Raw genomic sequence first — 26,196 nt, 5'->3', positions numbered from 1 at the left:
GTATTTAAGCTGATGTATATCGTTAACACCACCGAAGTCGAGTTCAGCGCCATCCGTGCCCAGGGTCCGGGCGGCCAGAACGTCAACAAAGTCTCCAGCGCCATCCACCTGCGCTTCGACGTCGCCAACTCGTCGCTGCCGGACGCGTACAAGGAGCGCTTGTTGGCGCTGCGCGACCAGCGCATCACCAAGGACGGCGTCATCGTGCTGAAGGCGCAGCAGTCGCGCAGCCAGGAGCAGAACAAGGAAGAGGCGATCCGCCGGCTGCAGGAGTTGATCGACAGCATCACCATCCTGCCGACGGTGCGGCGCGCCACCAAACCGACCCGCGGCTCGCAGCGCCGCCGGCTCGACAGCAAGAGCACCCACGGGTTGCAGAAGCAGTTGCGCGGCAAGGTCAGCGGCTAACTGCACTCGGCGAGACGGACGTATCAAGTCCGCACAGCCTGCTAAATACGAAAATTCGATGGAATGTTAACGAACACTCCTTGTGCCAACGCAACTTCCCGTGCGTAATTTCGCATTATAAACATTGCACAATCAATATTTATATGCGTGCCACGGGAGCCATGCAACATGCCACAGAAGACCGATTCCCAGCCCCTTGCGTCCAGCCTCCAAGCCATGCTTGCCGGCTTCACGCAAAGCACCCGCCTGCTGCAACTGACGACACCGCTCGGCCCCGACAAATTACTGGTCGAATGCCTGCGCGGCGAGGAAGGCCTGAGCCAGGGCTACTCGCTCAAGGTCGCGGCGCTGTCCACTGACGCCCGCATCCCCCTGAAATCGCTGGTCGGCCAGCCCGCCCGCGTCGACCTGCTCACCAGCGCCGCCGGCGCCCGGCGCCCCTTCCACGGCCACATCACGGCGGTGGAAATGACCGAGGCGAACGGCGGCTTCGCGCGCTACGCGCTGACCATCGAACCATGGACCGCCTTCCTGGCGTTGAACCAGGACAGCCGCGTCTTCCAGGACATGACGGTGTGCGACATCCTCGACGCCGTCTTCGCCCCCTACTTGGGCCAGGGCCGCCTGATGCCGGCGTGGCGCTTCGACATCGCCGAGCGCGACATCTACCCGCGCCGCAGCCTGACCACCCAATACCAGGAAAGCGACCTCGCCTTCATCCTGCGCCTGATGAGCGAGGAAGGCCTGTTCTACTACTACGAACACAGCGCCGGCGACGGCCCCGGCCTGGGCGGGCACACCCTGGTCGTGGCCGACCACAACGGCAGCTTCCAAGCCAACGTCCAGGCCGACATTGCGTTCACCCAGCCCGGCGCGGTGATGAAGGCGGATAGCCTGGACCGCTGGCGCACCACGCTGACGCAGCGGACCAACGCCATCGAACTGAGTTCCTGGGACTACCGCTCCTGCCGCGACAACCCGGTCGGTGCCTACGGCGACATCGGCGACGGCGTGCGCCTGCTCAGCCGCGACGCCCCCGGCGCCTACGCCTACCAGAGCCGCGCGCAGGGCCAGCGCATCGCCGACAACCAGCTGCAGGCGTTCGAGGCGGGCAGGGAAATCCACACCGCCGCCGGCACCGTGCGCACCGCCCGCGCCCGCACCACCTTCACCCTGCGCGGCCACCACCGGTTCGACGGCGCCCGCGACGACGACGGCCGCAGCTTCCTGATCGTGCGCGCCGTGCACCTGGCGCACAACAACCTGAGCGCCGAGATGCGCGCCGGCATCGTGCGCGAACTGGGCCAGGGCGCGCTGGCCGCCGCCAACGAAAAGGAGCAAGCGCACAGCCTGCACGCCAGCGGCAGGCACATCGGCGAACGGCCGCTGTACCGCTGCCGCCTCGACGCCATCGGCCGCGCCACGCCCTACCGCAGCAGCGGCGTGGACGGCCACGGCCACCTGCTGCACCCGCGCCCGACCGTGCACGGCCAGCAAACGGCCATCGTCGTCGGCCCGCCCGGCAGCGTTATCCACACCGACCGCGACCACCGCATCCTGGTGCAGATGCACTGGCAGCGCGGCGCCGGCAGCCACAGCCGCCTCGACCACCCGGCGCCGGACGGCCACAGCGGCGCGCCGGCCGACCACCGCGCCGGCACCTGGGTGCGCGTGGCCACGCCGATCGCCCCGGTGGCGGGCGCCAACTGGGGCGCCAACGCGCTACCCCGCGTCGGCCAGGAAGTGCTGGTGGACTTCTTTGAAGGTAACATCGACCGTCCCGTCGTCATCGGCGCCGTCTACAACGGCAAGGGCCAGCCCGACGCGCAGCACAACCAGGCGTTCAAGGGCGCCGGCGCGGCCACCGGCAACGCCCCGGCCTGGTTCCCCGGCGAGGGCGGCGGCCACGCCCACCCGGCCGTGCTGTCGGGCTTGAAATCGCAGGCGATGGCCAGCAGCCAGAGCGGCGCCGGCGCCTACAACCAGTTGGTGTTCGACGACAGCCCCGGCCAGCCACGGCTGTCGCTGCAGCGCCACGCCAAGGCGCACCGCGGCAACGACGAGCTGAACCTGGGCCACCTGCGCCACCAGAGCGACAACCAGCGCCTGGCCAAAGCCGGCTTCGGCGCCGAATTGAAAACCGAGCACGCCGCCGCGCTGCGCGCCGGCCAAGGGATGCTGCTGTCGAGCGACGCCCGCAACGGCGCCAGCGGCAGCCAGCTCGACTCGAAGGAGGCGCAGGCGCAGATCGAGCGCAGCCACGAACTGCAACTGAGCATGGCCGGCACCGCGCAAAAGCACAACGCCGGCATCAAGGACGACAAGGGCCAGGCCGAGCCGGCACCGGACACATTGCCGGCAATCGCCCAGATGGTCAACAGCGTCGAGGTGCTCAAGGGCACGAACGGCGGCGGCGGGCAGACTCCGGTGACGGCCTACACGGAGGCGCAGTTGCAACTGTCTAGCGCGGCCGGCATCGCCGCGACCACGCCGACGAACGCCATCCTTGCCGCCGGCAACACCGGCAGCGTCACCGCCGGGCAGGACATCAACTTCGCCGCGCAAGGCAACAGCTACTATCTGGTGAAGGCGGGCATCAGTTTGTTCACCTACGGCAAGGCCGGCAACAAAGACAAGCCGAACCAGGAAACCGGCATCAAACTGCACGCGGCGACCGGCAAGGTCAGCAGCCAGAGCCAGTCGGACAAGACCAGCATCACCGCCGACAAGGCCGTCACCGTGGCCAGCGTCACCCAGAGCGTCAACATCGCCGCGAAAGAGCACGTGCTGATGACGGCGCAGGGCGCTTATTTGAAGCTCGAAGGCGGCAACATCATGGTTCACGGGCCGGGAACGATGGACTTCAAGGCCAGCATGAAGGAGTTGACCGGACCGGCCAGCAGCGACGCGCAACTGGCGGCGCTTCCCAGCCTCTCCGCGATGGCCTCCGTCAATGCCGCCGGCTCCTACACGGGCCGCTACACCCTAAGCAAGAATCTCGACAACGCGTTCCAAGGATATCGATACAAGATCGAATCCAACAAACAGCTACTGGCGGAAGGCAAGACCGATAAGGCCGGTCGCACCGCCTTCATCGACACCGAGCAACGCAGCCAAGTGAAAATCTACAAAACCATCATGCGGGACGACCAAAAAATCGACGAACAATGGGCGGCGGCGCTGGACCGCGCCGCCGACGGCAACCCCGCCAACACCGGCGGCGCCGCGGAGCCGCTGCCCGACGATTATCTCGACCAATATGGGGAGGACGCCTAATGCCGGTTCCACTCATTATTATTGCGCTGGGAGAAATTGCACTGCAAGCCGGCGTGTGGGCTTGGCGCGGCTATCGCGCCTATGACACGGCCCAGACAGCGCTGGAGGCCGCCGAGATGGCCAAGTCGATCGCCCAGAGCAAGGAACTGATCAAGCACAAAATTCGCGGCGTCATCGAAAGCATGTCGCAGGAAATCGAGGTCAAATGCTCGACCTTCGCACTGGTCGACCCCGGCGGAAAAAGCACCGTCTCGCGCCGGGGCAATGAAAACTTCGAGTGGAAGGAATACATCGAGCGCAAGATCCCTTTCCGCCCCGCGATCAGCATCGTGTGCAAGCTGGCGCTGGAGGCACCGATCAAAGTACCCCGGCGTATCCGCAAAAAAATAGGCGGCGAGATTCCCGAAGGTACGATTGAAGTCACACTGAAACAAACCACGGCGTCGCTGATGTTCGAAACCATCGACCTGATGCTCGATTGGAAGAGCCCGCTAAAAGCCGAACCGAACTACAATCGGGCAACGCAAAAAGGGTATCTCGGCACCCCGCCGACGCGCCCGCACCGGATTAGCAGCATATTCCCGTTCTGGCCCCGGCCGCGTGGAAGTTTGGCGCCCGATCTGGTCATTCCGGAGTACCGACAGAAGCCGTGGGAGATCGACAACGTGTTTGCAGCAGTGGAGATCAAGTTTCCAAATGACTGGGTGAAAAAGATTCAAATGGACGACTATGTTGATTTGATGACACCGAAGACCGGATTACATAGAGATAAAATTGGCCACGAGCGAGTCGCACTAATGCGCGTACCAGAAGACTGCACTGCTGTCGTTGCAGACAAGCCTCATGAGAAGAAGCAGAAACAGGCAACCACAACGAGGAATAGAAGATGAGCACTACGGAACGATTTTTTAGTGCTGAAGACGTAGAAGGAATGGTTAAAGATCTCAAGGAATGGCCAAACATGTCGTGTGACGATGGCAATCAAGATTTAGGCGTCTCTCCTTTTATTACTTTCTATTTTTTATACGACACCAAGCAATCGTTAAATACATCGCTGCTTATGGTGGACATTCATGAAGAGTTTGAGCGCTTAACGGGAAAGCCTTACCTTGTCGCCACGCATCCAGATTCTGAACGGCCGCATCCTTACGGGTCCAAGCGCATCCCTGATTTGCGGGATTTTTCGCGCAAGAGGAAAAGTAATCAAGCGTTCATTTTCGATTTTTCTGATCAAAAAAATCATAACTCATCTCCCTCGACTGCCGGATATTTTTGGAAAACCAGGGATTACATGAACGACAAAGAAAATTTTTCAAATAAAATATATTCGTCGATTCAATTCTACTACCGCTGGTCATGGTGGCGCAAAAATAAGAACGACTGGAAAGAATTTATTTTATTGACTATGGAAAAGTTGAAAGCCGACCAGGTTTACAGCGGTTTTGCTATGGCCAACCCGTTGGCGTTCGGTTCGCGATCGGAGGTGACGGTTTGGGAGCGCGCACTGACACCGCGATTCTTTGGTTTGGATATCGATTATCAATTTTCAAGCCGTCATGAATTAACAACAGGAATCCGCCCCCCAACCTGGGGCTTCCTTCTCTCGGACTTTTGGCGCGAAAAACTGGACATCAGCCGTGAGCAAGTCAAGACTACCCTGCACCATCCGCAGATTCGCATCGACGAGCTCAACATCGGTCTGTGGATCGAACTGGGCGAAGAACCGTCCCTCTACCCAGTCGAGGACGGAGTACCCGAATTACCGGTGTTGCTCAACAAGCTTCTCAGGCCAATCCGCCATGACCACATGGGCCTGCTGGGCTTCGGCCAATGGGACGGCGACCCCAACGAACGCTTTACCAACGCCGACGAGTTGCGCTGGGTGCGGCGCTTCGACACCGACAGCGACTGGCCAAGCGCCGAGCTGCGTCAGAGCCGCAAAGACGAGGACGTGGATGCCGCCGCACCGGCGCACGAACCGTTGGAGTTGCGCGCACACGCTGGCGAAGCCTGCCCGAAAACCGGCCAGTGGCAAGCGCTTGACATTCCACCGCAAACCCGGCGATTTGAACAGGGCGAGGTCATGAGCAACCTTGGATCTGCATATGGCTTGACAGTATGGCGATTTCTGAACGAATGAAGTAGTAATACGCTCAGATACACAGCATGGAACGGTTGGAGCTGTTGTTGGTGCCGGCTGCACTGAGCTAAACATCCCTACACAGCAGACAAAGCGGCTCGTTTCAGCGCGGGCGTTTGCTTATTTTTCGGCGCGCTGCAGCGACGGGTCGCCGTTCAAGGCAAACGGCATGGCCCTGGCCCACCGGTTGGAGGAAAGCGAAAACGTCAGCGAGCGGACATAGTGGTACCACCCGGCAGGCACATACAGGAGATCGCCGGAATTGACGGTGCATTCGATCATGGCCGCCCGGCGCGCAAGGGGAAACTTCTCGAAATCCGGCGCCTCGGGGTTGAACGGCGAGCCGAACAGGATGGCATTCGCCTCGCTGGGGTAGAGGAATTCGTCGTGGTGCGGCGGCGACAGGAAAATACGTTTGCTGCCCCATATCTGCGCGAAGATATTGTCGTCATAGTCGCAATGCAGCGGCGTCACCGTTCCCCAATCCACCCAAGTTAAGAATTTTTCTTTAAAAGTAGAGCGAAATACAATAAAAAGCTTGACATGCCAGTGAGGTAGGGCGCGGTCAGTGAGATTTTTTACCTCATTGGCCGCTATGTCCCTTGCCGCACTGTTCAACGATCTTGCCGCGCATTTGCAGTCCGTCGAATTCCTTCTGACGGCCCGACATATTGAACACCCCGCCGCATTTTCCCGCCAGCGAAAATTGCCGTTGCCGGCGCTGGTCGCGTTGATGCTTACCGGTATGCGCATGAGCGTCCAAGCCGAGCTCGACGTATTCTTCGCCCATCTGCAGCAACGTGCGCAATTGGTGCGCAAGGTGTCTGAGCAGGCGTTCGCCCAGGCGCGCGCCAAGCTGTCTCTGACGGCCATTCCCCTGCTCAACGACTGGCTGGTCGCACGCGCCGAGCACCACGGATTTGTGCCGCGCTGGCGCGGCCTGCGTTTGGTCGCCGCTGATGCTTCGACCATGCGATTCGGCTTGCGCGCCAGCCACGTCAAGCGCGCCGCGCTGGCCGATCAAATCCTGTTCGGCCTGTTCCTTCCCGGCGCGGAATTGATGCTTGCGGCCTCGCTGCACGGCATCGAGGACTGCGGCGAGCGGCAAATGCTGGTCGAACACCTGGACCGACTTTCCGGCACCGATCTTCTGCTGCTCGACCGGGGCTACCCGTCCCGATGGCTGGTATCGCTGCTCAAACATCGCCACATTGCGTTCTGCATGCGCGTCGAGAAGGCCGGCAACGGCGGCTTTCCCTGCGTGCGCGACTTCCTGCGCTCCGGTCTGAGCGAGCAGCTCGTCATGCTGCGCGCGCCCGACCGGCGCGACGCCGACGATTATGAATGCCCCCGAGAACCCCAGCAGGTGCGCCTCGTCCGCCATGTCGCGCCGAACGGCAAGGTGCGGGTGTTGATGACCAATTTGTTCGACAGCGCGCGCTTTCCCGCCGACGGCTTCGGCGACCTCTACCACAAGCGCTGGCGTATCGAGGAAGCCTTCAAGCGGCTCAAGCATCGGCTCAATTTGGAGCATGTGTCTGGCCTGTCCCAGCAAGCCGTGGTGCAGGACGTCGCCGCCAAAATCATGTGCGATAACTTGCAAACCCTGGCGGCCTTGACAGCCCACGACAGCGCCGACCTGCGCGCAGCCGAGCGCATCAACCACGCCTATGCGCATACCGCCCTCAAACCATTGTTGCCGGCCCTTCTGCTCGGAAAAAAGGTGGCGAAGTTACTGCGCGAGGTGCTGCGCCTGATTGCGAAACGGACACACATCCATCGGGAAAATCTATCCAAAACACGCAAAACCAGGCCGAAGCCGCACAAGCACATGATCCAAAAACCATGTTAAAAGGTTGGAAAATCCCTAACTTGGGTGGATTGCACCGTTCCCGCGGGGCCTAGCCAAAATCGCGGCGGTCCCATTTTGTCAAAATACGCGGGCCAGTGGCACATGCTGTTCAATTCGCGCAATTCCAGATTGCCCAGGTAGGGCGGCAGGTCTTCGGTACCGGTAGCGACCAGCTCAAGATACTCCAGCATTGTCATATCCTGCATGGCCCGGTCGGGCGCGAATGCCGTGTTGATATAGTCGCCCACGCGCGCGCGCACCGGCACGTGGCTAAAGCGCTCGCGCAGCGTTTGCGGTGTCAGGGCGCACAGCGGCCAGCGGTTGACCACCCCGGTGATCAGGAATGGCGAGCCTTTTTTGGCAAGGGTACGGAACGCCGCGGCGTCGAGCCTGCCCATGCGCGTTACGTCGAAAATAGCCGGAGTGTCACGGCCGACGCGCTTGATCGCCGCACGCATATCCTGGATTGACGTAACGCCGCGCACCTGCGCATCCTTGCGCTCCCGCGCCTGCTTTTTGGCGATGGCATCCTCCGGCGACGTCGACGCCGGCGCCAGTATGGGCGGCGGCAAGCGTGGCGACACGCGCGCTTGATTACCGGCCACCGTATTTTTCTCTTTTGACATATACCTCCACGATCTTCTCCTTGCTACCGCACCGGCAAACAGGCGCGAAAAACCCGCTAGTTTACCACTTTGCCGAGGCGGAAAAGCGATGTTGGGAAGGCGCGGCGGCGGACGGGGCTGAACCGGCGCCGGCCATCGATCCAGCAGCCGTTCTACTTGTGTCAGAATATCGGCAACGACAACGTGGTTGTACCAACCGCGGTCCGCCCGGTTTGACTTTGAGGAAGCACATGCAAAAACTAATTTCAGAATTGACCAGGTTATACCTTCCGGCCGGCACCTTGTCGCCGGAGGTGCTGGCGCAGCACGTGCTGGGCCAGACTACCCTTGCGGTCAATCTGACAACGGACGATGGCCTGACCCGCGCCATGGTGATCGCCTTCGACAAGGTGGGCGATAGCGAGGACGCGCAGCATTGGAGCCTGTTGTGCGCGGTCGCGAATGCCTTCCAGGCCGAACTCGGCTTTCCGGCGCCGGCGGTGAGTATCTCCGGCGCAAACGGTTATGCCCTTTGGCTGTCGCTGGAGACGCCCGTTCCAGCGGCCCAGGCGCAACGGCTCCTCGAACTGCTGCGCAGGGCGTACTTCCCGGACATCGACCTTCGTCCCGAGACGGTGAGCGCGCCGGTCGAGTTGCCGCCCTGCCTGCACCAGCGCACCGGCAAGTGGGCGGCGTTTATCCACCCGGGCATGGGCGCCTCCTTCGCCGACGAGTCGGGGCTGGAGATGGCGCCACCCTTCGCCGGACAAGCCGCTTTCCTAACGGGCTTGCACAGCATCAGCGAGGCACAGTTCCGCCAGGCCCTGGCCAGACTCGAACAGTCGCACGGTGCCGCGCCGGTGCTGCGCGCGCAGGCGCCCGCGCACGCCGCAACCGCGGACGGCTTGCTGCTGAAGGACGCAACGCTGGAGGATATCGTCAAATTCCTGCACGCGAAAAACATCGAGCCGACCTTCCGGCACGTGATCCCAAAGTAGTGGATCTGTAAGGGCCGCGCGGAAATTGCTTTGGCGGCTGTTCCGTGGCAGCATAGCTCATCTGCACCGCAGAGCCGTCGATCTCCGACCGGCTTCGGCCGGCGACAAAGGAAGCCCATGAACCGCAGCACGCTGCTGGCACCGCTCCTGACCACGACGTTGTGCGGCGCCGCGCTGGCCGAGCCGGTGCCGCCGCCGGACTGGAAGCCCGATCCGATGCAGGCGGTGGCGCTGCCGGTCAAGCCGGCGACCAGGCTGGCGCTCGGGCGATTCACCGTCAGCTTGGCGAAAACCACGCTCAAGCAGGTGCGCGACGCGCTCGGCGCCGGCAAGATCGAGGAAAGCGCCGGCGACGGCCGCTCCTGGCTCTGCTATACGGTGCAAACCGGCGCCGCGCCGGAGCGCCTGTGGCTGGTGGCCGACGGCGCGCTCGGCGGCCCCGAGCACCGCGTGACGCTGCTGCACGCGCTGCAATTGCCCGCCCTGCTGCCCTCGCCGCGCTGTCCTCTGCTGCCGCGGCGTTTCCTGCCGGCGCGCTTCGACAAGGACTTGTGGCTGAAACAGCCGTCGCTAAAGGTGACGCAGGCGTTCGGCCAGCCGTCGGTCAACGCCGACGCGCGCTGGTCGTACGCGCACACGGCGAAAACCACCACGGCGGGCAAGGATGGCGCGCCGCAGCTGGAGGTCAGCAACCGGGTCGAGGCGCAGATCAGGGATGGCGCGATCAGCGCCATTATTGCGACGCAAACCAGCGTGGAGTAAACCAGCGGCTAGGGCCGGGGTCAGCCCCTCATGCCGCTAAGTGAAGCTTCCGTGGGTCGGATTGGCGGAACGCGTAATCCGACGCCGAGCCGCTGCCGACGCTACGAAAAGCCTTCACTTAGCGGCGTTAGTTGTGCTGCAGCGTATAGGTCCAGTCCAGGCTGCCGCTGCCGCCGACGAAGATGATGTCGGCGCTGGCCGCGCTGCCGCGCAGTTTGGCTTTGATGTCGCGCGGCGGCTTGTCGTACACGCGCCCGCTCTCCGGGTTGAAGACGACGCTGCGCACGATGATGTCGCCGGCCACTTCCCGCACCAGGCAGTGCGATTCGCCGGCGGTGGCGTGCTTTTGCTGCTCCACCTGCGCCGCCTGCTCCAGCATCGACGCCTGCTGCGCCTCCATGAATTTGAGTTCGATGCCCAGCTTGGCGATCGACTTCAGCGCCGGCGCCACCGTCAGCGCCATCTTGTGGAATAGCGGCACCTGCTCCGGCTGCAGCAGCAGTTGGTGTTTGCGCACCTTGTCGGCCAGCATCAGATAATTGCGCACGTCGAGCGGCTCGCTGACCAGGTCGATCTCGTGCTGGACCTTGACGACGGCGCGGGCGAAGCCCTGCGCGCGCACCAGCAGTTCGGCGATTTTACGGTCCAGCCTGGCCATGTCCGGCACCAGCGCGTACACCAGCATTTCGGTCTGCTTGCGCGGGCCGGCGCTGTCGATCCGCACGGCGCGCCCGGCGATGGCGCAGCCCTCGGCGACGCCCACCACCACCTCGTCGGCGATGATTTCGCAATTGCTGGCGTGGCCGACCACGACCCGGCTGCCGGAGATGACGCAGCTTTCGGCGCGCTCGACGTGCACCGCGCCGTCGCTCGTTTGCAGCACCGAGCCGGAGGCGACGCCCTTGACGACGATGTCGCCGTGGGCGTTGAGGGCGGTGCCGCCGATCAGGTTGCTCAGCAAGGTGATGCTGCCGCCGTGCGAGTGCAGATGGCCGAAGACGTCGCCGTGCACCGTGATGTCGCTGCCGTCGACGCTGCGCTGCTCCTGCACCTCGCCGAATTCCTCGTACTCGGCGCGCAGCTTCAGGTTGCCGGTGGTGCGGCTGCTGACGCCGTCGCGGCTGACGATCTTGACGCCGATCGAGATCACGCCGTCGCCGTCGACGTTGACGAAGCCGTCCTGTAGCGCAACCAGGAACTGTTCGCCGCGCACGCGCTCCAGTACCGTGCCTTCGCCGGCCAGCGCCGCCAGTTCGACTTCCGCCGGCGCCGGCGCCGGCAGCGCCTCGCCCGACAACTCGTAGCCCGGCAAGCCCGGCGCGCTGGGCACCTTCTTGAGCAGGCGGGCGTTCTTTTTCACCTGCGGAAAGCGGTTCTTGAAGGTCAGCAGGTCGAGCCGGCCGTCGGCCGTCTCGCGCGGCGCGTCGTCGCGGTGCATGTCGGCCGAGACTTCGACGATGGCGGCGTCGCGCCCCGGCGTCGGCTCGAACCGGCGCGCGACGACGATGCGCTCGACCTTGCCCGAGGCGATGATGGCGCGCACGGCCGCGGCGTCGATGCCGAAGCACACGCCCTTGCCCCACATGTCGGCGACGAATTCGTCGAAGTCGAGGCTGGCCGGGCGCGCCGGCACCTTGCTGCCGTCGGGCAGTTCGAGCGCCTCCAGGAACTGCGCCTCGAAATAGTATTCGGCAACGCCATGCCGGATCTTGACGAGCTTGTAGAGCGCGCGCCGCGGCGGCGCGAACTGGCACAGCGCGTCGGCGAAGCGGATCAGCGCCTCGCCGTTGGCCGCGCGCGGCAACGCCGGGCCGTGGTTGTAGAGCGCCTTGATGAAGGCGGCGTAGTCCAGGCCGGCGAAGTACTGGTTCGACTGGAATACCTGCCCGACCGCCGCCAGCAGCGCAGGCGCCGCCACGGCGGGGTCGATATACACGCCGTCGCCGCGCCGCAACAGGCCCGGCGGCAGCACGCCGACGCCGCCCGGCGCGCCAACGGCGCGGCTGTCCGTCACGATCGAGTCATCCGACATCAGCGTCCTCCGCGTTCAGGCAGGCCGAGTATAACGATGCCACGTTGTCAATTTTATCGAACAAGTTGATTCCATGGTCAACATTCCGGCGCACGACCACCTTGCACGCAATAAATTAATCTTACACGCAAGCCAAATGGCGTTGGGAATAATTGAAGGAATAAGCAGGCGGCGCGTGCGCCGCGTCAAAGGCCGCGCACGCCAAGTGGGCGCGATTTTCGTAGCTCGGGTGGACCCGCCAGGGCGCGAGCCGGCAACGTTGGCTCGCATCCCGCCCGTTCCGCCGCGGCCAAGCTAGCGGCGCGGCGGCGTCGAGTAGATGTCCTGGCCGGCTTCGTTGATCTGGCGGCGCAGGTCGCGCCGCTCGTCCGGCGTCAGGCGGCCATTGCGACGCGAAGCGTCGGCCCGTTCCTGCATCGCGCGGCGCTGCTCGTCGGCGCGGCCGTCGCGCTGCTCGCCGCGCTCGCGGCTGTCGTTGTTACTGCGCTGGACTTCGTCGCGGCGCTGCGGGACGGGAGCATCGCCGGCCGCGCCGGCCAGACCGCCGCCCAACAGCGACGCGGCAACCAACACGGCGGCAACGGAGGAGTGAACGCAAAAGAGCGCGCGGGCGGCGGCGTGACTGTTTTTGGGTTCGATTTTCATTGTGTTCCTCTTCCGCGATGCCGGGTAAAGATATAAGCTTTAATTCCACTGATGCCCCAGTGTATGATGCTTTACACGGGGCAGTAAGAGCAAATGGGTAAAGTTTGTAACACATTGTAATGGGTCGCCGCGCGCGTTCTCCGACGAGCGCCGAGACGTTACCATAGCAACTTAGATCTGACAACACGACAACCAAATGACCACAACTTCGACGACCAATTCCGCCAACTTGACAACGACGCAGACCAGCAATGGCCACCAGGCCAAGATTATGGTGGTTGACGACGACGTGCGTTTGCGCGATCTGCTGCGCCGCTATCTGACCGAACAGGGTTTCAACGTCTTCACCGCGGAAAGCGCGACGGCGATGAACAAGCTGTGGCTGCGCGAGCGCTACGACCTGCTGGTGCTCGACCTGATGCTGCCGGGCGAGGACGGCCTGTCGATCTGCCGCCGCCTGCGCGGCGCCGGCGACCAGACCCCGATCATCATGCTCACCGCCAAGGGCGAGGACGTCGACCGCATCGTCGGCCTGGAAATGGGCGCCGACGACTACCTGCCCAAACCATTCAACCCGCGCGAGCTGGTGGCGCGCATCGGCGCCGTGCTGCGCCGCAAGGGTCCCGACGAAATCCCCGGCGCGCCGTCGGAGACGCCGCAGACCTTCGAGTTCGGCAATTTCATCCTCGACCTGGGCACCCGCACGCTGAAGAAGAGCGGCGAGACGGTGCCGCTGACCACCGGCGAATTCTCGGTGCTGAAGGTGTTCGCGCGCCACGCGCGCCAGCCGCTGTCGCGCGAGAAGCTGATGGAACTGGCGCGCGGGCGCGAGTACGAGGTGTTCGACCGCAGCCTGGACGTGCAGATTTCGCGGCTGCGCAAGCTGATCGAGCCGGACCCGTCCAGCCCGCTGTACATCCAGACCGTCTGGGGCCTCGGCTACGTCTTCATCCCGGAGGGGCAGCCGCGCTGACCGGCGGCGCGCATGAAGCACCTTCCCGTCATTAGTCTGGCGCGCCTGAAAAGCGGCCTGTTTTGGCGCACCTTTTTCCTGCTCAGCGTGCTCACCACGCTCAGCATGGCCGCCTGGATCGCCATGATCAGCGTGGTCCAGCGCGAGCCGCAGGCGCAGCAGATTGCGGCCCAGGTCATTTCCGTCGTCACCATCACGCACGCCGCGCTGACCCACTCGGCGCCGGAGTTGCGCAAGGAATTGCTGTTCGAACTGGTCAGCAACGAGGGCATCCGCGTGCTGCCGCTGGAACCCGACGACAAGGTCGAGCCGCCGCCGGACAACTGGCTGATGCCCGAAATCGTCGCGATGGTCAAGGACAAGCTGGGCAACGATACGCGCTTCTCGGCGCGCGTCAACAGCGTCCCCGGCTTCTGGGTCAGCTTCAAGATCGACGACGACGAATACTGGCTGATGCTCGAACGCGAGCGCATCCGCGGCTTGACCGGGGTGCAGTGGCTGGGCTGGGCCAGCCTGGTGTCGCTGCTGTCGCTGCTGGGCGCGGCCGTCATCTCGAACCGCATCAACCTGCCGCTGGCGCGCCTGACGGTGGCGGCGCGGGCGATCGCCGCCGGCAAGGCGCCCGAGCCGCTGCCCGAGAGCGGGCCGATTGAAATTATCGAGGCCAACCGCAGCTTCAACCAGATGGTCGACGACCTGCGCCAGGTCGAATCGGACCGCGCGGTGATCCTGGCCGGCATCTCGCACGACCTGCGCACGCCGCTGGCGCGCATGCAGCTCGAAGTCGAGATGGCGCGCCTGTCGGACGAGGCGCGCGAGGGTATCCAGTCCGACATCGCGCAGATGGACGCGATCATCGGCCAGTTCCTCGACTACGCCAAGCCGACCGAGACGGCCAGCTTCACCAGCGTCGACGTCAGCGCGCTGCTGGCCGACAGCGCGCGCGAGGCGATGCGCATACCCGACATGGCGGTGACGACGGCGATCGCGCCGGACGCCCACGTGATGGGCAACGCCACCGACTTGAGACGCGTGATCAACAACCTGATCGAGAACGCCCGGCGCTACGGCCGCAGCGCCGACGGCGAGCGCATCGAGGTCGACATCGGCTGCCACCTGAAGAGCGTGCACGGGGCGCGCCGCGTCGTCATCGACGTGCAGGACCACGGCCAGGGCGTGCCCGACAGCCAGATCGAACAATTGCTGAAACCGTTCACGCGGATGGACACCGCGCGCGGCCAAGCCAACGGCGCCGGGCTTGGCCTGGCCATCGTCGAGCGCGTGCTGCTGCGCCACGGCGCCGAACTCCATCTGAGCAACCGCGCCGGCGGCGGCCTGCGCATCCAGATCACCATGCTGGCGGCCTGAGCGAAGCCTGGCCCCGGGCCGGAGCCCCGTGAACGGGCCGCGCCGGCGCGCCGATGGCGGCCCGGCTACTCGGTCAGCATTTTGCTCATCAACATCTCGGTGGCGCCATAGCCGTACAGCGAATCGCTTTCCAGGCCGGGCGTATCGTAGGGCACCGACTCCTCCCGTTCCAACTTGCCGGGGTCGGCGTCGGAATAGGTGGCGCGCCAGGCCCGCTTGAGCATGTCGGCGCGGCGGATGAACGATGGAATCGGCCAGGCCTCGCGCTCCCACTCGTCGGACACGCCGATCACCGGCCAGCGCTCGTTGACCAGGCCCAGGTCGCCGGTGCGCAGGCGCCGGATGGCCTGGTGCGGCTGCAAGCGCTCCAGCTCGGCCAGGGCCGGCAGCGCGTCGCGTTTCGGCCCAAACAAATACGCCAGGATAATGCGCCCCGACGGCGCCATGCGGGCCACCACGCCGACGGCGTAGCCGCCACCCTTCAACGGTACGGCAAACCAGGTGCCCTCTCGGTACGGCAACAACTTCATTCCAACCCCTCTCTTATTCGACAACTAGGCGGAACAATACGCCAGGATTGAAAATCGCGTCGCAGCGCACTACTCGTATTGGAACTGGGCGACGATCGGACCGGCCTTGAACAGCGCATCCTTGAGCTCCTTGTCGAGCCGGTTGTCGCGCCGGCGCATCCATTCCAACAGCATCGCGGCCTGCCTGCGGCAGACGTCGCCGCGTTGCGCCAGCACGCGGCGCAGCTCCGGATCGGTACACGCCTCGAAGCGCTGGTTGCACAAATCCAGCGCGGCCAGCTCCTCGGCCAGCGTGGCGATGGCGCGGTGCATATCCAGCGTCGGCGCCGGCAAGGCGGCGCCCGCTTCCTGCAATTCCTCTTGTGACATACAGCACTCCCTCAGTTGGCATGAGGCGCATTCTCCACCGCCGGCGCGTAAACCTCAAGCGGCACACATGTTGTAATTCGGCCCACGGCGGGCGCGGCGGCGGGCCGTTCGTGATAAGCTTCGGCTTCGCTAGGGGTCCTGGGAACGCTGTTTCCGGGTGAGAGATACCCTCCGTACCTGATCTGGATAATGCCAGCGAAGGAAAGCGCAAAGTCCCCTCCTTTGATTGCTCCTGCGCTGGCCCCGGCCGAACAAGCAGCTTGTCGGCAGCGCCGACCTGAACCACGAGCATATTATGTCTACACCGAATTTATCGATTTCCCTTATCGCGCTGGCGATCCTGCAAGCTTTCGCCGCGCCCGCCTCGGCCCAGTCGGCCCAGCAGGAGATGCCGGAAGTGGTCGTCACCGGCAACCGCGCCGGCGCCGCCGGCCGCGCCTCGGTGGCCGGCTTTTCCGACGCGCCGCTGCTGCAGACACCCGCCTCGGTCAGCGTGGTCTCGCGCGCCCAGATGCAGGACTTGCAAATCCGCTCGACCAGCGACGCGATGAAGTTCGACGCCAGCGTCAACGATTCCTACAACGCCGTCGGTTACGCCGAGCAGTTCTCGATCCGCGGCTTCGCGCTCGACAACAGTTCGAGCTACCGCAAGGACGGCCTGGCGATCCCCGGCGACACCCAGATTCCGCTGGAGAACAAGGAGCGCATCGAGGTGCTGAAGGGCCTGGCCGGCTTCCAGTCCGGCGTCGCCGCGCCCGGCGGCATCATCGACTTCGTCGTCAAGCGCCCGACCGCCGCGCCGCTGCGCTCGGTCACCGTCGGCGCCAGCGAGCGCGGCACGCTGTACGGCGCCGCCGACCTCGGCGGACGCTTCGAGGACCGCCGCTTCGGCTACCGCATCAACGCCGCCGCCGAGCGCCTGCGCTCCTACATCAAGGGCGCCGACGGCAACCGCAAATTCGTCTCCGGCGCCTTCGACTGGCAGATTTCGCCGCAGGCGCTGCTGCAAATCGACGCCGACTACCAGGACAAGTCGCAGGTTTCGGCGCCCGGCTTCCAGTTACTCAGCGATACCGCGCTGCCGGGCGGCGTCGGCGCCGATGCGATGCTGAACCTGCAGCGCTGGAGCATGCCGGTGCAGACCCAAAGCAGCAACATCGGCCTGCGCTTCCATTACCAGCTCAACCCCGAATGGCACGCCACGCTGTCGGCCAACCGGCACTCCTTCAAGCGCGACGATTACACCGCCTTCCCGTACGGCTGCAGCTCGGGTCCCGAGTATGTCGAGCATTTCTGCGGCAACGGCGACTACGACGTCTACGACTACCGCAGCCTGGGCGAGTCGAAGTCGCCGCTGGCGACCCAGGCGCTGGTCCAGGGCAAGTTCAGCACCGGCGCGCTGCGCCATGAATTCACGGCCGGCACCTCGTACTTCCACCGCCTCGACCGCGCCGGCGTGTACACCTATGACTACGCCGGCACCAGCAATATCTACCGGCCGGTGCTGGTCGCGCCGACCGGCCTGAGCTCCGGGCCGGTGCGCGACCGCCGCACCGAGAACGAGCGCGCCGTCTTCGCCCAGGACATCCTGGCGCTGGCCAGCAACTGGAAGTTGCACGCCGGCCTGCGCTACGTGCAAGTGAAGCGCGACGAGTACCTGCCCAAGTCCGACACCAACGTCAAGACCGACGACAGCTTCCTGCTGCCGAACGCGGCGCTGGTCTACAACCCGCTCGACAACGTCGCCGTGTACGGCGCCTACTCGCAGGGGATGGAACACGGCGGCGTTGCGCCGCACGAGACCTCGAACCACGACACCGCCCTCGCGCCGTCAAAATCGAAGCAGATCGAAGTGGGTGTGAAAGCCGACCTGACGCGCGACTTGACGGTGTCGGCGGCGCTGTTCCAGATCCGCAAGGGCCTGGAGTATACGGACTCCACTGTCGATCCGAAGGGCACGTATGTGCGTAACGGCTTGGCGCAACACCGCGGCCTGGAACTGGCGGCGCAGGGCAAGGCGACGCCGAACCTGAGCTTGGGCGTGTCGGCAACGGCGTTGAACACGCAACAGTCGGGCACCGGCATCGCCGCCATGAACGGCAAGCGCGTCACCAACGTGCCGGCGTTCAAGTCGTCGGTGTACGCCGACTACGCCGTGCCGCAAGTGGCCGGCCTGAAGCTGAACGGCACCTGGCTGTACGCCGGCAAAAAAGCCTTCACCAAGGAAAACACCGTGTTCGTGCCCGCCTACCACGTGCTCAACCTGGGCGCCGCCTACGCCACCAAGATCGGCAACACCGCGGCAACCCTGCGCGCCAACGTCGACAACGCGCTCGACAAGTTCTACTGGCGCGACGTGACGCAGGAATCGGGCGGCTACCTGTTCCCGGGCGCCCCCCGCACCCTCAAGGTGTCGGCGCAGTTCGACTTCTGACGCGTGGCGGCGCCGCGGCGCCGCTGATGCAAGGACAAACCAGCGGCGCGCCGCTGGTTTTTTTTCGTTTCGGCGGCGCCTCAGGGGCGGCTCAACAACAAAGCAATGTTGTAATTTAGAGTTATCAAATACAAATTAATATTGCGTCAACAATTTAACTGTGACAACATTGATTCGCTGTCTGAATGTCAACAGCACGGAGCCGGGAGTAGCCGTTTCCAATCGATGCAGTCGTCGCGTGCACGTCTGCTTTTTTTGTCGTATTTAAGGGGTTTTATGCGTAAAATTATTTTCCTCACTTCGATCCTGGCCACCGGGGCTGCCCACGCCGACTGGGTCCCGCGTATCGAGTCCGCCAGCTACACGGCCAACCTCACCGTCAACGGCAGCAACGCGCTGGCATATTCCGAAGACAAACGCCTCTACGGTCCACTCGGCGGCGTCGCCCGCGAAATGCAGGCCGTGCCCGCCACGCTGCAGAGCGGCCTGAACGCCGTGATGTCGCAGCAAATCACCGCCAACGGCGCCCGTTTCCTCGACGGCACCCTGAGCGGCAACGCCGCCATCACGATCCGCCCGCAAAGCAGCGGCGTGGCCGCGTTGGCGTTGACCGGACTGAGCTACCGGGTCCGCAGCGGCTATTCGGGCAAGAAATGGGGCGTCTTCAGCTACGATTGCGTCAACACGACGACGATGAGCAATATCGCCATCAACGCCCAGTACGGTACCGCCGACGGCAACATGCCGGCCGACCAGGTCGGCATGACCGCCAACGTCAGCTCCTCGACCGATTGCGACTCCAACCTGAGCTGGATTCTGCCGGTGCTGGGCAACCTGCTGATCAAGAACGCCGAAGGCAAAATCTCCAGCGCCGTCCAGGATGGCGTCAAGGGTGGCCTGGCGAAGATCAAGGACGTGCTGTTCTTCCAGCGCGACGCCAACTGGCTGGTCGGCCTGAATCGCCTGATCCCCGCCGACAAAGTGGTTCAATTACCCGATGGCAGCAGCTTCCCGATCGGCCAATATGTGCAAAACAATCTGGGCTATCTGCTGGCCAACAGCCAGATCTCGATTAACTTGGGTGCCGGCGCTCCGGTGCGCCCGGTCTACGGCATGAACGAGCCGCAATCCGACGTCTTCAGCGGCGATATCATCACCCTAGCGGTATCCTCGCCGGCCGTGTCGTTCGCCGTGCAAGTGGGCGAGCGTTCCAACGTCAGCTGGTCGTGGAAGTGCAGTATCCGCGATCCGAGCCGCGTGTGCCAGATTCCTTGATCGGACGCGGCGTCGCACGCCGCCCCACGCCTCACTTGAACTAAGCGGCGCCCGGTGCGGCGCCCGCGCCGCCGCCGGCCACGCCGGCCGGCGCAGCCCCGCCGCACCGTCGCGCGCCCGCCTTTCCCCACATACAAGCGCCACCGCTCAAGCGGGCGCCGGCGCGCCGAGTACGGACTCGGCTTGCAGCAGGCGCCGCGCCAGGGGGCCGTCGACCAGCAGGTAGGGTATCGCCCGCGCGGCCAGCTCGTCGAGCAGCATCCGGTGTACGCTCTGGCGCACGCCCTCCGACTCGCGCTGCAGGCCGTCGGCGACCCACGGGCTGTCGGGCGCCGTCACCAGCGTGACGTCGTAGCGCCGCGCCGCCGTCAACGCGGCCAGGCCGGGGTCGACGCCGCCGAAATAGAAGCGGCTGTAGAGCGCCGTCATCAACGGCGTGGTGTCGCAAAACAGCAAGGCGCCGGCGCGCGGCGCGGCCGCCAGCTCGCGCGCGACCTGGGTGCTGGCGATGAAAAATTGATCCGACTCCAGCGGCACGCGAGCGCGCGTCTCGACGAACTCGCGCAGGTACTCCGGCACCCAGACGGTGTCGTAGCGGGCCGCCAGCGCGGCGGCGAAGGTCGATTTTCCGGACGACTCGGCGCCCAGAATCGCCACCCGCACGCAGCCTGCCCGGCTCACTTCAACACCATTGCGTCGGCGGCGGCGCCGTCCGCCGCGCCCTTCCAAGCGCGCAGGCCGAGCGCCGCCATCACCACGAACACCGCGTATAGGATCGCCGTCAGCATCAGGTTCTTGTACAGGTACAGGCCGACGTAGAGCACGTCGACGACAATCCAGATATGCCAGTTTTCCAGCTTTTTGCGCGACAGCAGCAACTGGCCGAGCAGGCTGCCGGCCGTCAGGAAGCCGTCGGCGCGCGGCACGTCGGTGTCGGTATAGGTTTGCAGGAACCAGGCCAGCACGGCGAAACCGAGCAGCCAGCCGGCGCCGGCCAGCGCCCAGCCGCGCCCGGCCAGCCGCGTCACCGGCAGCTGCGCGCCGTTGGCGGCGCCGCGCAGCCATTGATACCAGCCCCAGGCGGAAACGACGATGAAGACCAGCTGCAAACCCATGTCGCCGTACAGCCTGGAATGGAAAAAAACCATGCCGTAGGTGACCGACGAGACGATGGCGAACAGCCAGGCCCAGTGGCTCTGGCGAATATTGAGCGCAACGTTACACAGCGCCAGCACGAAGGAGACCAATTCCAGCGGGTTGGTGACGAAACCTAAAAGGGCGATCGCTTGGTTCATGAATAGGGGGAAGATGGCGGCAGTGGGATGCCGTCGAGTTAATCGGACGCGGTCCGATCGGCTCGGCCGACTTTGGCGGTATGCGCCCCGGCGGCCGGCCGCGGCGCAGCGCAAGACCGGCAAAACCCGGTGGCGCAGTATGCAAGATTCAGCTTGAATATGCAAGATTCGGCGCGGCGCGGCGAGGCGCCGTTGGCGCGCTCGCCAACGTGTAAAGCAAACCAAAGGCAGAGGGCCGGGGCTACGCCCTTGGTTTCTTATTTGACGTCAGGCGCCGAAGCCGCCGCCTCCCGGGGTTTCGATGGCGAAGACGTCGCCGGCGCCCATCGCCGCCGTGTGGGTGGCGCCGAAGCGTTCGACCGTGCCGTCACTGCGTTCGATCCAGTTGCGTCCCAGCGCCCCCGGCGCGCCGCCCTCCAGCCCGAACGGGGCGATGCGGCGGTGTCCGGCCAGGATGTTGGCGCTCATGCTTTGCAGGAAGCGGATGCGCCGCAGCGCGCCGTCGCCGCCCCGGTGCAGCCCGGCGCCGCCGCTGCCGCGGCGGATCGCGTGGCTTTCCACCAGTACCGGAAAGCGCCACTCCAGCACCTCCGGGTCGGTCATGCGCGAGTTCGTCATGTGCGTCTGCACCGCCGCCGTGCCGTCGAAACCGGGACCGGCGCCGGAGCCGCCGGCGATGGTTTCGTAGTACTGGTGGCGCTCGTCGCCGAAGGTGAAGTTGTTCATCGTGCCCTGCGACGCCGCCATCACGCCGAGCGCGCCGTACAGCGCGTCGGTGACGTATTGCGACACTTCGACGTTGCCGGCCACCACCGCGGCCGGGTAGCGCGGGTTCAGCATCGAGCCCTCGGGGATGATCAGCTTCAGCGGTTTCAGCACGCCCTCGTTCATCGGGATGTCGCTGTCGAGCAGGGTGCGGAACACGTACAACACCGCCGCCTTGCACACCGACAGCGGCGCGTTGAAGTTGCTCGGGCGCTGTTCGCTGGTGCCGCTGAAGTCGACCGTGGCGCTGCGCTCGGCGTGGTCGATGCTCAGCTTGACGCGGATCACGGCGCCGTCGTCCATCTCGTAGGCGAAGCTGGCGTCGCGCAGGCCGCTGATGGCGCCGCGCACGGCCGCCTCGGCGTTGTCTTGCACGTGCCGCATATAGGCCAGCACGACGTCCTCGCCGTAGCGGCCGCAGGCGCGCAGCAGTTCGTTGGCGCCGGTCTCGCAGGCGCCCAGTTGGGCGATCAGGTCGGCGACGTTCTGGTCGATGTTGCGGCTCGGCCAGGGGCCGGCGCCGAACAACTCGCGCACCAGCGCTTCCAGGAAGACGCCGTTGTCGACGATCTTGATATTGTCCAGCAGGACGCCCTCCTCCAGGATGCTGGTGCTGTTGGGCGGCATCGAGCCGGGCGTGATGCCGCCGACGTCGCCGTGGTGGCCGCGCGCCGCCACGAAGAACAGCGGCGCGCCCTGGTCGGCGCCGTAGATCGGGCACACCACCGTGATGTCGGGCAGGTGGGTGCCGCCGTTGTAGGGCACGTTGAGCACGTAGGCGTCGCCCGCCGACATGCTCTCGCCGTGCTGGCGGATCACGCACTGCACACTGTCGCTCATCGACCCCAGGTGCACCGGAATGTGCGGCGCGTTGGCGATCAGGTTGCCGTGGCGGTCGAAGATGGCGCAGGAAAAGTCCAGCCGTTCCTTCATGTTGACGGAATAGGCGGTGTTTTCCAGCGTCGTGCCCATCTGCTTGGCGATCGACATGAACAGGTTGTTGAAGATCTCCAGGTGGATCGGGTGCGCCGCCGTCGTCACCGCGTGGCCGGCGCCGGCGTTGGCCCCGGCCGCCCTTTCAAGCATGATCGAGCGGTCCTCCAGCACCCGCGCCGACCAGCCGGCGTCGACCACGATGGTGGCGATTTCCTCGCGGATGATGGCCGGGCCGGCGACCACGCTGCCCACCGCCAGCGCGGCGCGCACGTGCAGCGCGATCGGCACGGTGGCGCCGCCGACGTAGCTGAGCACCTGGCCCGGCGCCGCTACGGCTGCGGCGGCGCCGGCCGGCACCTCGATGACGAAGTCGCCGCCGTTGCCGGCGCCGATGGCCTCGGCCGAGATCGACTCGATCACCAGCGGCTGGCCCTCCATGGCGAAGCCGAAGCGGCCCTTGTACAGCGCGGCGAAGGCCTCGGCCATCTGCGCGTGGCCGGCGCAGGCGATGACGAAGGCCGAATCGGTGTCCTGGTATTTCAGGCGCGCGCACAGCTCGAGCGTGATGTCGTCCGGCGCCACCTGCTGCGCCAGCAGTTCGGCGCGGGCCTGGCGCGCCAGGCCGTCCAGCCGCGGCTGCAACTGCGCCAGCGCGGCCTCGGACAGCACCTGCTCGACGGCCGCCTCGCGCATCGCGCGGATGTCCGCCAGGCCCATGCCGAAGGCCGACAGCACGCCGGCGAACGGGTGGATGACGATGCGTGTCATGCCCAGCACGTCGGCGACGCGGCAGGCGTGCTGGCCGCCGGCGCCGCCGAAGCAGCACATGGCGTAGTTGCCGACGTCGTAGCCGCGCTCGACCGAGATCGACTTGATCGCTTGCGCCATGTTGTCGACCGCCACCGCCAGGAAACCGTCGGCGACCGCGCTGGGCGACATGCTGGCGCCGGTCTCGCGTTCGATCCGCGCGGCCAGCTCGGTGAAGGTGCGCTCGACCACGGCGCCGTCCAGCGGCAGGTCGCCGTTCGGCCCGAACACGTGCGGGAAGTGCGCCGGCTGCACCCGGCCGAGCATGACGTTGCAGTCGGTGACGGTGAGCGGGCCGCCCTTGCGGTAGCTGGCCGGGCCGGGATTGGCGCCGGCCGACTCCGGCCCGACCTTGAAGCGGCCGTGCTCGAAGCTGCAAACGGAGCCGCCGCCGGCCGCCACGGTGTGGATGTGCATCATCGGCGCGCGCACCCGCACGCCGGCCACCACGGTCTCGAAAACCCGCTCGTAGGCGCCGTCGTAATGCGCCACGTCGGTCGAGGTGCCGCCCATGTCGAAGCCGATCACCTGGCGCAGGCCAACCGCGGCGCAGCTCTTGACGGCGCCGACGATGCCGCCGGCCGGGCCGGACAGGATCGCGTCCTTGCCCTGGAAGCGGGCGGCGTCGGTCAGGCCGCCGTTCGACTGCATGAACATCAGCCGCACCGCGCCGGTTTCGGCCGAGACCCGCGCCACGTAGTCGCGCAGCACCGGCGACAGGTAGGCGTCGACGACGGTGGTGTCGCCGCGCCCGACGATCTTCATCAACGGGCTGACCTGGTGGCTCACCGAGATCTGTGTAAAACCGGCCAGCTCGGCCAGCGCGCGCAGGCGCAACTCGTGCCGCGGGTAGCGGTAGGCGTGCATCAGCACGATGGCGATGGCGGCGACGCCCCTGGCGCGGATCCGCCGGAACTGTTCCAACAGCAGCGCCTCGTCGGGCGCGCGCAGCACTTCGCCGCGCGCGCCGATGCGCTCGTCGACTTCCAGCACCTCCTCGTAGATCAGGTCGGGCAGCTCGATCTTCATGGCGAAGATGTCGGGCCGGTCCTGGTAGCCGATGCGCAGCTGGTCGGCGAAACCGCGGGTGATCGCCAGCGCGGTGCGCGCGCCCTTGCGTTCGAGCAGGGCGTTGGTGGCCACCGTGGTACCCATTTTGACCACCTCGATCCTCTCGACCGGCAGCGCCTCGCCGGCTTGCAGGCCGAGCATGTCGCGCATGCCCTGCACTACCGCGTCGTCGTAGCGCTCGGGGTACTCCGACAGCAGCTTGTGCGTGACCAGCTTGCCGTCCGGACGGCGCGCGACGATGTCGGTGAAGGTGCCGCCGCGGTCGACCCAGAATTGCCAGCGCAGCGGAGCGGGGGAGTTGTGGTTTTTCATGGCGTGTCTCTTTTATGGATAGGTGGTCAGGATTCGAGTTGCTTGCCGCGGGTTTCCGGCAGCGTCAGCGCGGCCAACACCATCACCCCGTACGCGGCGGCGGCGAACAGGCCGATGGCCTCGCCCAGCGGCATGTGCTTGCTGCTCATGCCGATCAACAGCGGGAACAGCGAGCCGACGGCGCGGCCCATGTTGTAGCAAAAGCCCTGCCCGGAGCCGCGGATGCGGGTCGGAAACAGTTCGCTGAGGAAGGCGCCCATGCCGCTGAACACGCCAGAGACGAAAAAGCCCAACGGGAAGCCGAGGAACAGCATCACCGAGTCCGTCACCGGCAGGCGGGTGTAGGCCAGGGCGATGCACAGCGAGCCGACGGCGAACAGGATGAAGTTCTTCTTGCGGCCCAGCTTGTCGGTCAGGAAGGCGCTGACGATGTAGCCGACATACGAGCCGAGGATGACCATGGCCAGGTAGCCGCCGGTGCCGAGCACGGTCAAGTGGCGTTCGGTTTTCAGGAAGGTCGGCAGCCAGGTGGTGATGGCGTAGTAGCCGCCCTGGGCGCCGGTGGTCAGCAGGACGGCGCGCAGCGTGGTGCTGAGCATGGCCGGCGAGAAGATGTCGGTGAACTTGGCGCGCTCGGCGCCGTCCCGCTGTATTTTCTGCTGCGCCACGAACACTTCCGGTTCCTCGACGAAGCGGCGGATGAAGATCACGAACACGGCCGGCAGGATGCCCAGCAGGAACAGCGAGCGCCACGCCAGCTCGGGCGGCAGCAGCGAGAACATCAGCGCGTACAGCAGCGCCGAGGCGCCCCAGCCGATGGCCCAGCCGGCCTGCACCATGCCGACCGCCTTGCCGCGGTCTTTGGCGCGGATCACCTCGGCGATCAGGATGGCGCCGGCGGTCCACTCGCCGCCCATGCCAAAGCCCATCAGGCCGCGCGCCAGCAGCAACTGGCCGAAGTTCTGCGCCAGGCCGCACAACACGGTAAAGACGGCGAACCACAGGATGGTGATTTGCAGCGTGCGGACGCGGCCGATGCGGTCCGACATGACGCCGGCGATCCAGCCGCCGAGCGCCGACGTCAGCAGCGTGACGGTGCCGATCAGGCCGGCGTCGCCCTTGCTCAAGCCCCAGGTGGCGATCAGCGTCGGGATCACGAAGCTGAGGAACTGGGTGTCCATGGCGTCGAGCGCGTAGCCGACCTTGCAGCTCCAGAAGGTGCGGCGCTCCTTGCCCGTCAGCTCGTGGAACCAGGAAAAATAGCCGCCCTTGGCCTCGGCTGGCATCACTTCAGTGTTCATGTGAATCTCCTCTTGTTGTAGTTATGTTGTAGTAAATCGAAT

20 protein-coding genes, 1 pseudogene and 1 riboswitch are annotated in these 26,196 nt (G+C 65.3%); of the genes and pseudogenes, 11 read left to right on the top strand and 10 right to left on the bottom strand.

The window, feature by feature from the left end; all coding sequences use genetic code 11:
- The first annotated feature begins 12 nt into the window (after window positions 1-12).
- The 4 genes from arfB (at window position 13) to JANGC3_RS30540 (ending at window position 5,824) form a co-directional block, all read left to right on the top strand.
- Window positions 13-408 (top strand): alternative ribosome rescue aminoacyl-tRNA hydrolase ArfB, encoded by a 396-nt coding sequence (arfB, locus tag JANGC3_RS0102035; protein WP_017874814.1) that lies wholly within the window; start codon window positions 13-15, stop codon window positions 406-408.
- Window positions 409-576: 168 nt separating this feature from the next.
- A complete protein-coding gene (locus JANGC3_RS0102030) occupies window positions 577-3,684 on the top strand; it encodes a type VI secretion system Vgr family protein (RefSeq protein ID WP_157406412.1) in 3,108 nt (1,035 codons plus the stop codon).
- Window positions 3,684-4,574 (top strand): VRR-NUC domain-containing protein, encoded by an 891-nt coding sequence (locus tag JANGC3_RS0102025; RefSeq protein ID WP_017874812.1) that lies wholly within the window; start codon window positions 3,684-3,686, stop codon window positions 4,572-4,574. The genes JANGC3_RS0102030 and JANGC3_RS0102025 overlap by 1 nt, the downstream gene beginning before the upstream one ends.
- A complete protein-coding gene (locus JANGC3_RS30540; RefSeq protein ID WP_035788070.1) occupies window positions 4,571-5,824 on the top strand; it encodes a type VI immunity family protein in 1,254 nt (417 codons plus the stop codon). The genes JANGC3_RS0102025 and JANGC3_RS30540 overlap by 4 nt, the downstream gene beginning before the upstream one ends.
- A gap of 120 nt (window positions 5,825-5,944) precedes the next feature.
- Here the strand turns inward: JANGC3_RS30540 and JANGC3_RS28135 are convergent, their stop codons facing one another.
- A complete protein-coding gene (locus tag JANGC3_RS28135) occupies window positions 5,945-6,442 on the bottom strand; it encodes a cupin-like domain-containing protein (protein WP_269746232.1) in 498 nt (165 codons plus the stop codon).
- On the opposite strand from JANGC3_RS28135, the gene JANGC3_RS0102010 reads away from it, so the two are divergent.
- The gene (locus JANGC3_RS0102010; protein ID WP_051068197.1) at window positions 6,420-7,676 is read left to right on the top strand and encodes an IS4 family transposase; all 1,257 of its coding nucleotides are present in this window, start codon (window positions 6,420-6,422) and stop codon (window positions 7,674-7,676) included. The two genes, JANGC3_RS28135 and JANGC3_RS0102010, sit on opposite strands and share 23 nt — an antisense overlap.
- 32 nt (window positions 7,677-7,708) lie before the next feature.
- Here JANGC3_RS0102010 and JANGC3_RS28130 read toward each other — a convergent pair.
- Window positions 7,709-8,302 (bottom strand): annotated as a pseudogene (locus JANGC3_RS28130) (cupin-like domain-containing protein); the annotation flags it as partial.
- Window positions 8,303-8,532: 230 nt separating this feature from the next.
- Here JANGC3_RS28130 and JANGC3_RS0102000 point away from each other — a divergent pair.
- Together JANGC3_RS0102000 and JANGC3_RS0101995 are read left to right on the top strand one after the other, a co-directional pair.
- Window positions 8,533-9,279 carry a TOTE conflict system archaeo-eukaryotic primase domain-containing protein gene (locus JANGC3_RS0102000; protein WP_026132427.1) on the top strand — a complete coding sequence of 249 codons (747 nt, stop codon included), beginning with the start codon at window positions 8,533-8,535 and terminating at the stop codon, window positions 9,277-9,279.
- Window positions 9,280-9,396: 117 nt separating this feature from the next.
- Complete coding sequence (locus JANGC3_RS0101995) at window positions 9,397-10,041, top strand: hypothetical protein (protein ID WP_017874805.1); 645 nt, start codon at window positions 9,397-9,399, stop codon at window positions 10,039-10,041.
- 127 nt (window positions 10,042-10,168) lie between these two features.
- On the opposite strand, the gene JANGC3_RS0101990 is transcribed toward JANGC3_RS0101995, so the two are convergent.
- Complete coding sequence (locus JANGC3_RS0101990; RefSeq protein WP_017874804.1) at window positions 10,169-12,073, bottom strand: flagellar assembly protein A; 1,905 nt, start codon at window positions 12,071-12,073, stop codon at window positions 10,169-10,171.
- 294 nt (window positions 12,074-12,367) lie between these two features.
- Window positions 12,368-12,718, bottom strand: coding sequence for a hypothetical protein (locus JANGC3_RS0101985; protein WP_017874803.1), 351 nt, complete (start codon window positions 12,716-12,718; stop codon window positions 12,368-12,370).
- Window positions 12,719-12,989: 271 nt separating this feature from the next.
- Here JANGC3_RS0101985 and ompR point away from each other — a divergent pair, with 271 nt between their 5' ends.
- Window positions 12,990-13,691 carry an osmolarity response regulator transcription factor OmpR gene (gene ompR, locus JANGC3_RS0101980; protein WP_232429765.1) on the top strand — a complete coding sequence of 234 codons (702 nt, stop codon included), beginning with the start codon at window positions 12,990-12,992 and terminating at the stop codon, window positions 13,689-13,691.
- A 12-nt stretch (window positions 13,692-13,703) separates the two neighbouring features.
- Entirely contained in the window at window positions 13,704-15,059 is a 1,356-nt protein-coding gene (locus JANGC3_RS0101975) for a sensor histidine kinase (protein ID WP_017874801.1), read from the top strand.
- A gap of 65 nt (window positions 15,060-15,124) precedes the next feature.
- Here the strand turns inward: JANGC3_RS0101975 and JANGC3_RS0101970 are convergent, their stop codons facing one another.
- Together JANGC3_RS0101970 and JANGC3_RS0101965 are read right to left on the bottom strand one after the other, a co-directional pair.
- A complete protein-coding gene (locus JANGC3_RS0101970) occupies window positions 15,125-15,589 on the bottom strand; it encodes an Imm26 family immunity protein (protein WP_017874800.1) in 465 nt (154 codons plus the stop codon).
- Between the two features lie 69 nt (window positions 15,590-15,658).
- Entirely contained in the window at window positions 15,659-15,958 is a 300-nt protein-coding gene (locus JANGC3_RS0101965) for a ferritin family protein (protein ID WP_026132424.1), read from the bottom strand.
- Between the two features lie 121 nt (window positions 15,959-16,079).
- Window positions 16,080-16,179: riboswitch (TPP riboswitch) on the top strand.
- Window positions 16,180-16,253: 74 nt separating this feature from the next.
- Here JANGC3_RS0101965 and JANGC3_RS0101960 point away from each other — a divergent pair.
- Complete coding sequence (locus JANGC3_RS0101960) at window positions 16,254-18,392, top strand: TonB-dependent siderophore receptor (protein ID WP_026132423.1); 2,139 nt, start codon at window positions 16,254-16,256, stop codon at window positions 18,390-18,392.
- A gap of 276 nt (window positions 18,393-18,668) precedes the next feature.
- Window positions 18,669-19,667 carry a hypothetical protein gene (locus tag JANGC3_RS0101955; RefSeq protein WP_017874797.1) on the top strand — a complete coding sequence of 333 codons (999 nt, stop codon included), beginning with the start codon at window positions 18,669-18,671 and terminating at the stop codon, window positions 19,665-19,667.
- Between the two features lie 147 nt (window positions 19,668-19,814).
- Here the strand turns inward: JANGC3_RS0101955 and JANGC3_RS0101950 are convergent, their stop codons facing one another.
- The 4 genes from JANGC3_RS0101950 to JANGC3_RS0101935 form a co-directional block, all read right to left on the bottom strand.
- Window positions 19,815-20,348 (bottom strand): AAA family ATPase, encoded by a 534-nt coding sequence (locus JANGC3_RS0101950; RefSeq protein ID WP_157406411.1) that lies wholly within the window; start codon window positions 20,346-20,348, stop codon window positions 19,815-19,817.
- Window positions 20,345-20,962: a nicotinamide riboside transporter PnuC gene (gene pnuC / locus JANGC3_RS28125; protein ID WP_017874795.1), complete on the bottom strand. Its 618-nt coding sequence runs from the start codon at window positions 20,960-20,962 to the stop codon at window positions 20,345-20,347. The genes JANGC3_RS0101950 and pnuC overlap by 4 nt, the downstream gene beginning before the upstream one ends.
- 267 nt (window positions 20,963-21,229) lie before the next feature.
- Window positions 21,230-24,853 (bottom strand): hydantoinase B/oxoprolinase family protein, encoded by a 3,624-nt coding sequence (locus tag JANGC3_RS0101940; protein ID WP_017874794.1) that lies wholly within the window; start codon window positions 24,851-24,853, stop codon window positions 21,230-21,232.
- Window positions 24,854-24,879: 26 nt separating this feature from the next.
- Window positions 24,880-26,139: an MFS transporter gene (locus JANGC3_RS0101935; protein ID WP_442789086.1), complete on the bottom strand. Its 1,260-nt coding sequence runs from the start codon at window positions 26,137-26,139 to the stop codon at window positions 24,880-24,882.
- Window positions 26,140-26,196: the final 57 nt, after the last annotated feature.

The organism is Janthinobacterium sp. CG3 (assembly GCF_000344615.1).
Lineage (GTDB): Bacteria > Pseudomonadota > Gammaproteobacteria > Burkholderiales > Burkholderiaceae_D > Janthinobacterium.
The sequence above is the reverse complement of the archived record's forward strand: the minus strand, read 5'-3'. Positions and strand labels throughout refer to the sequence as shown.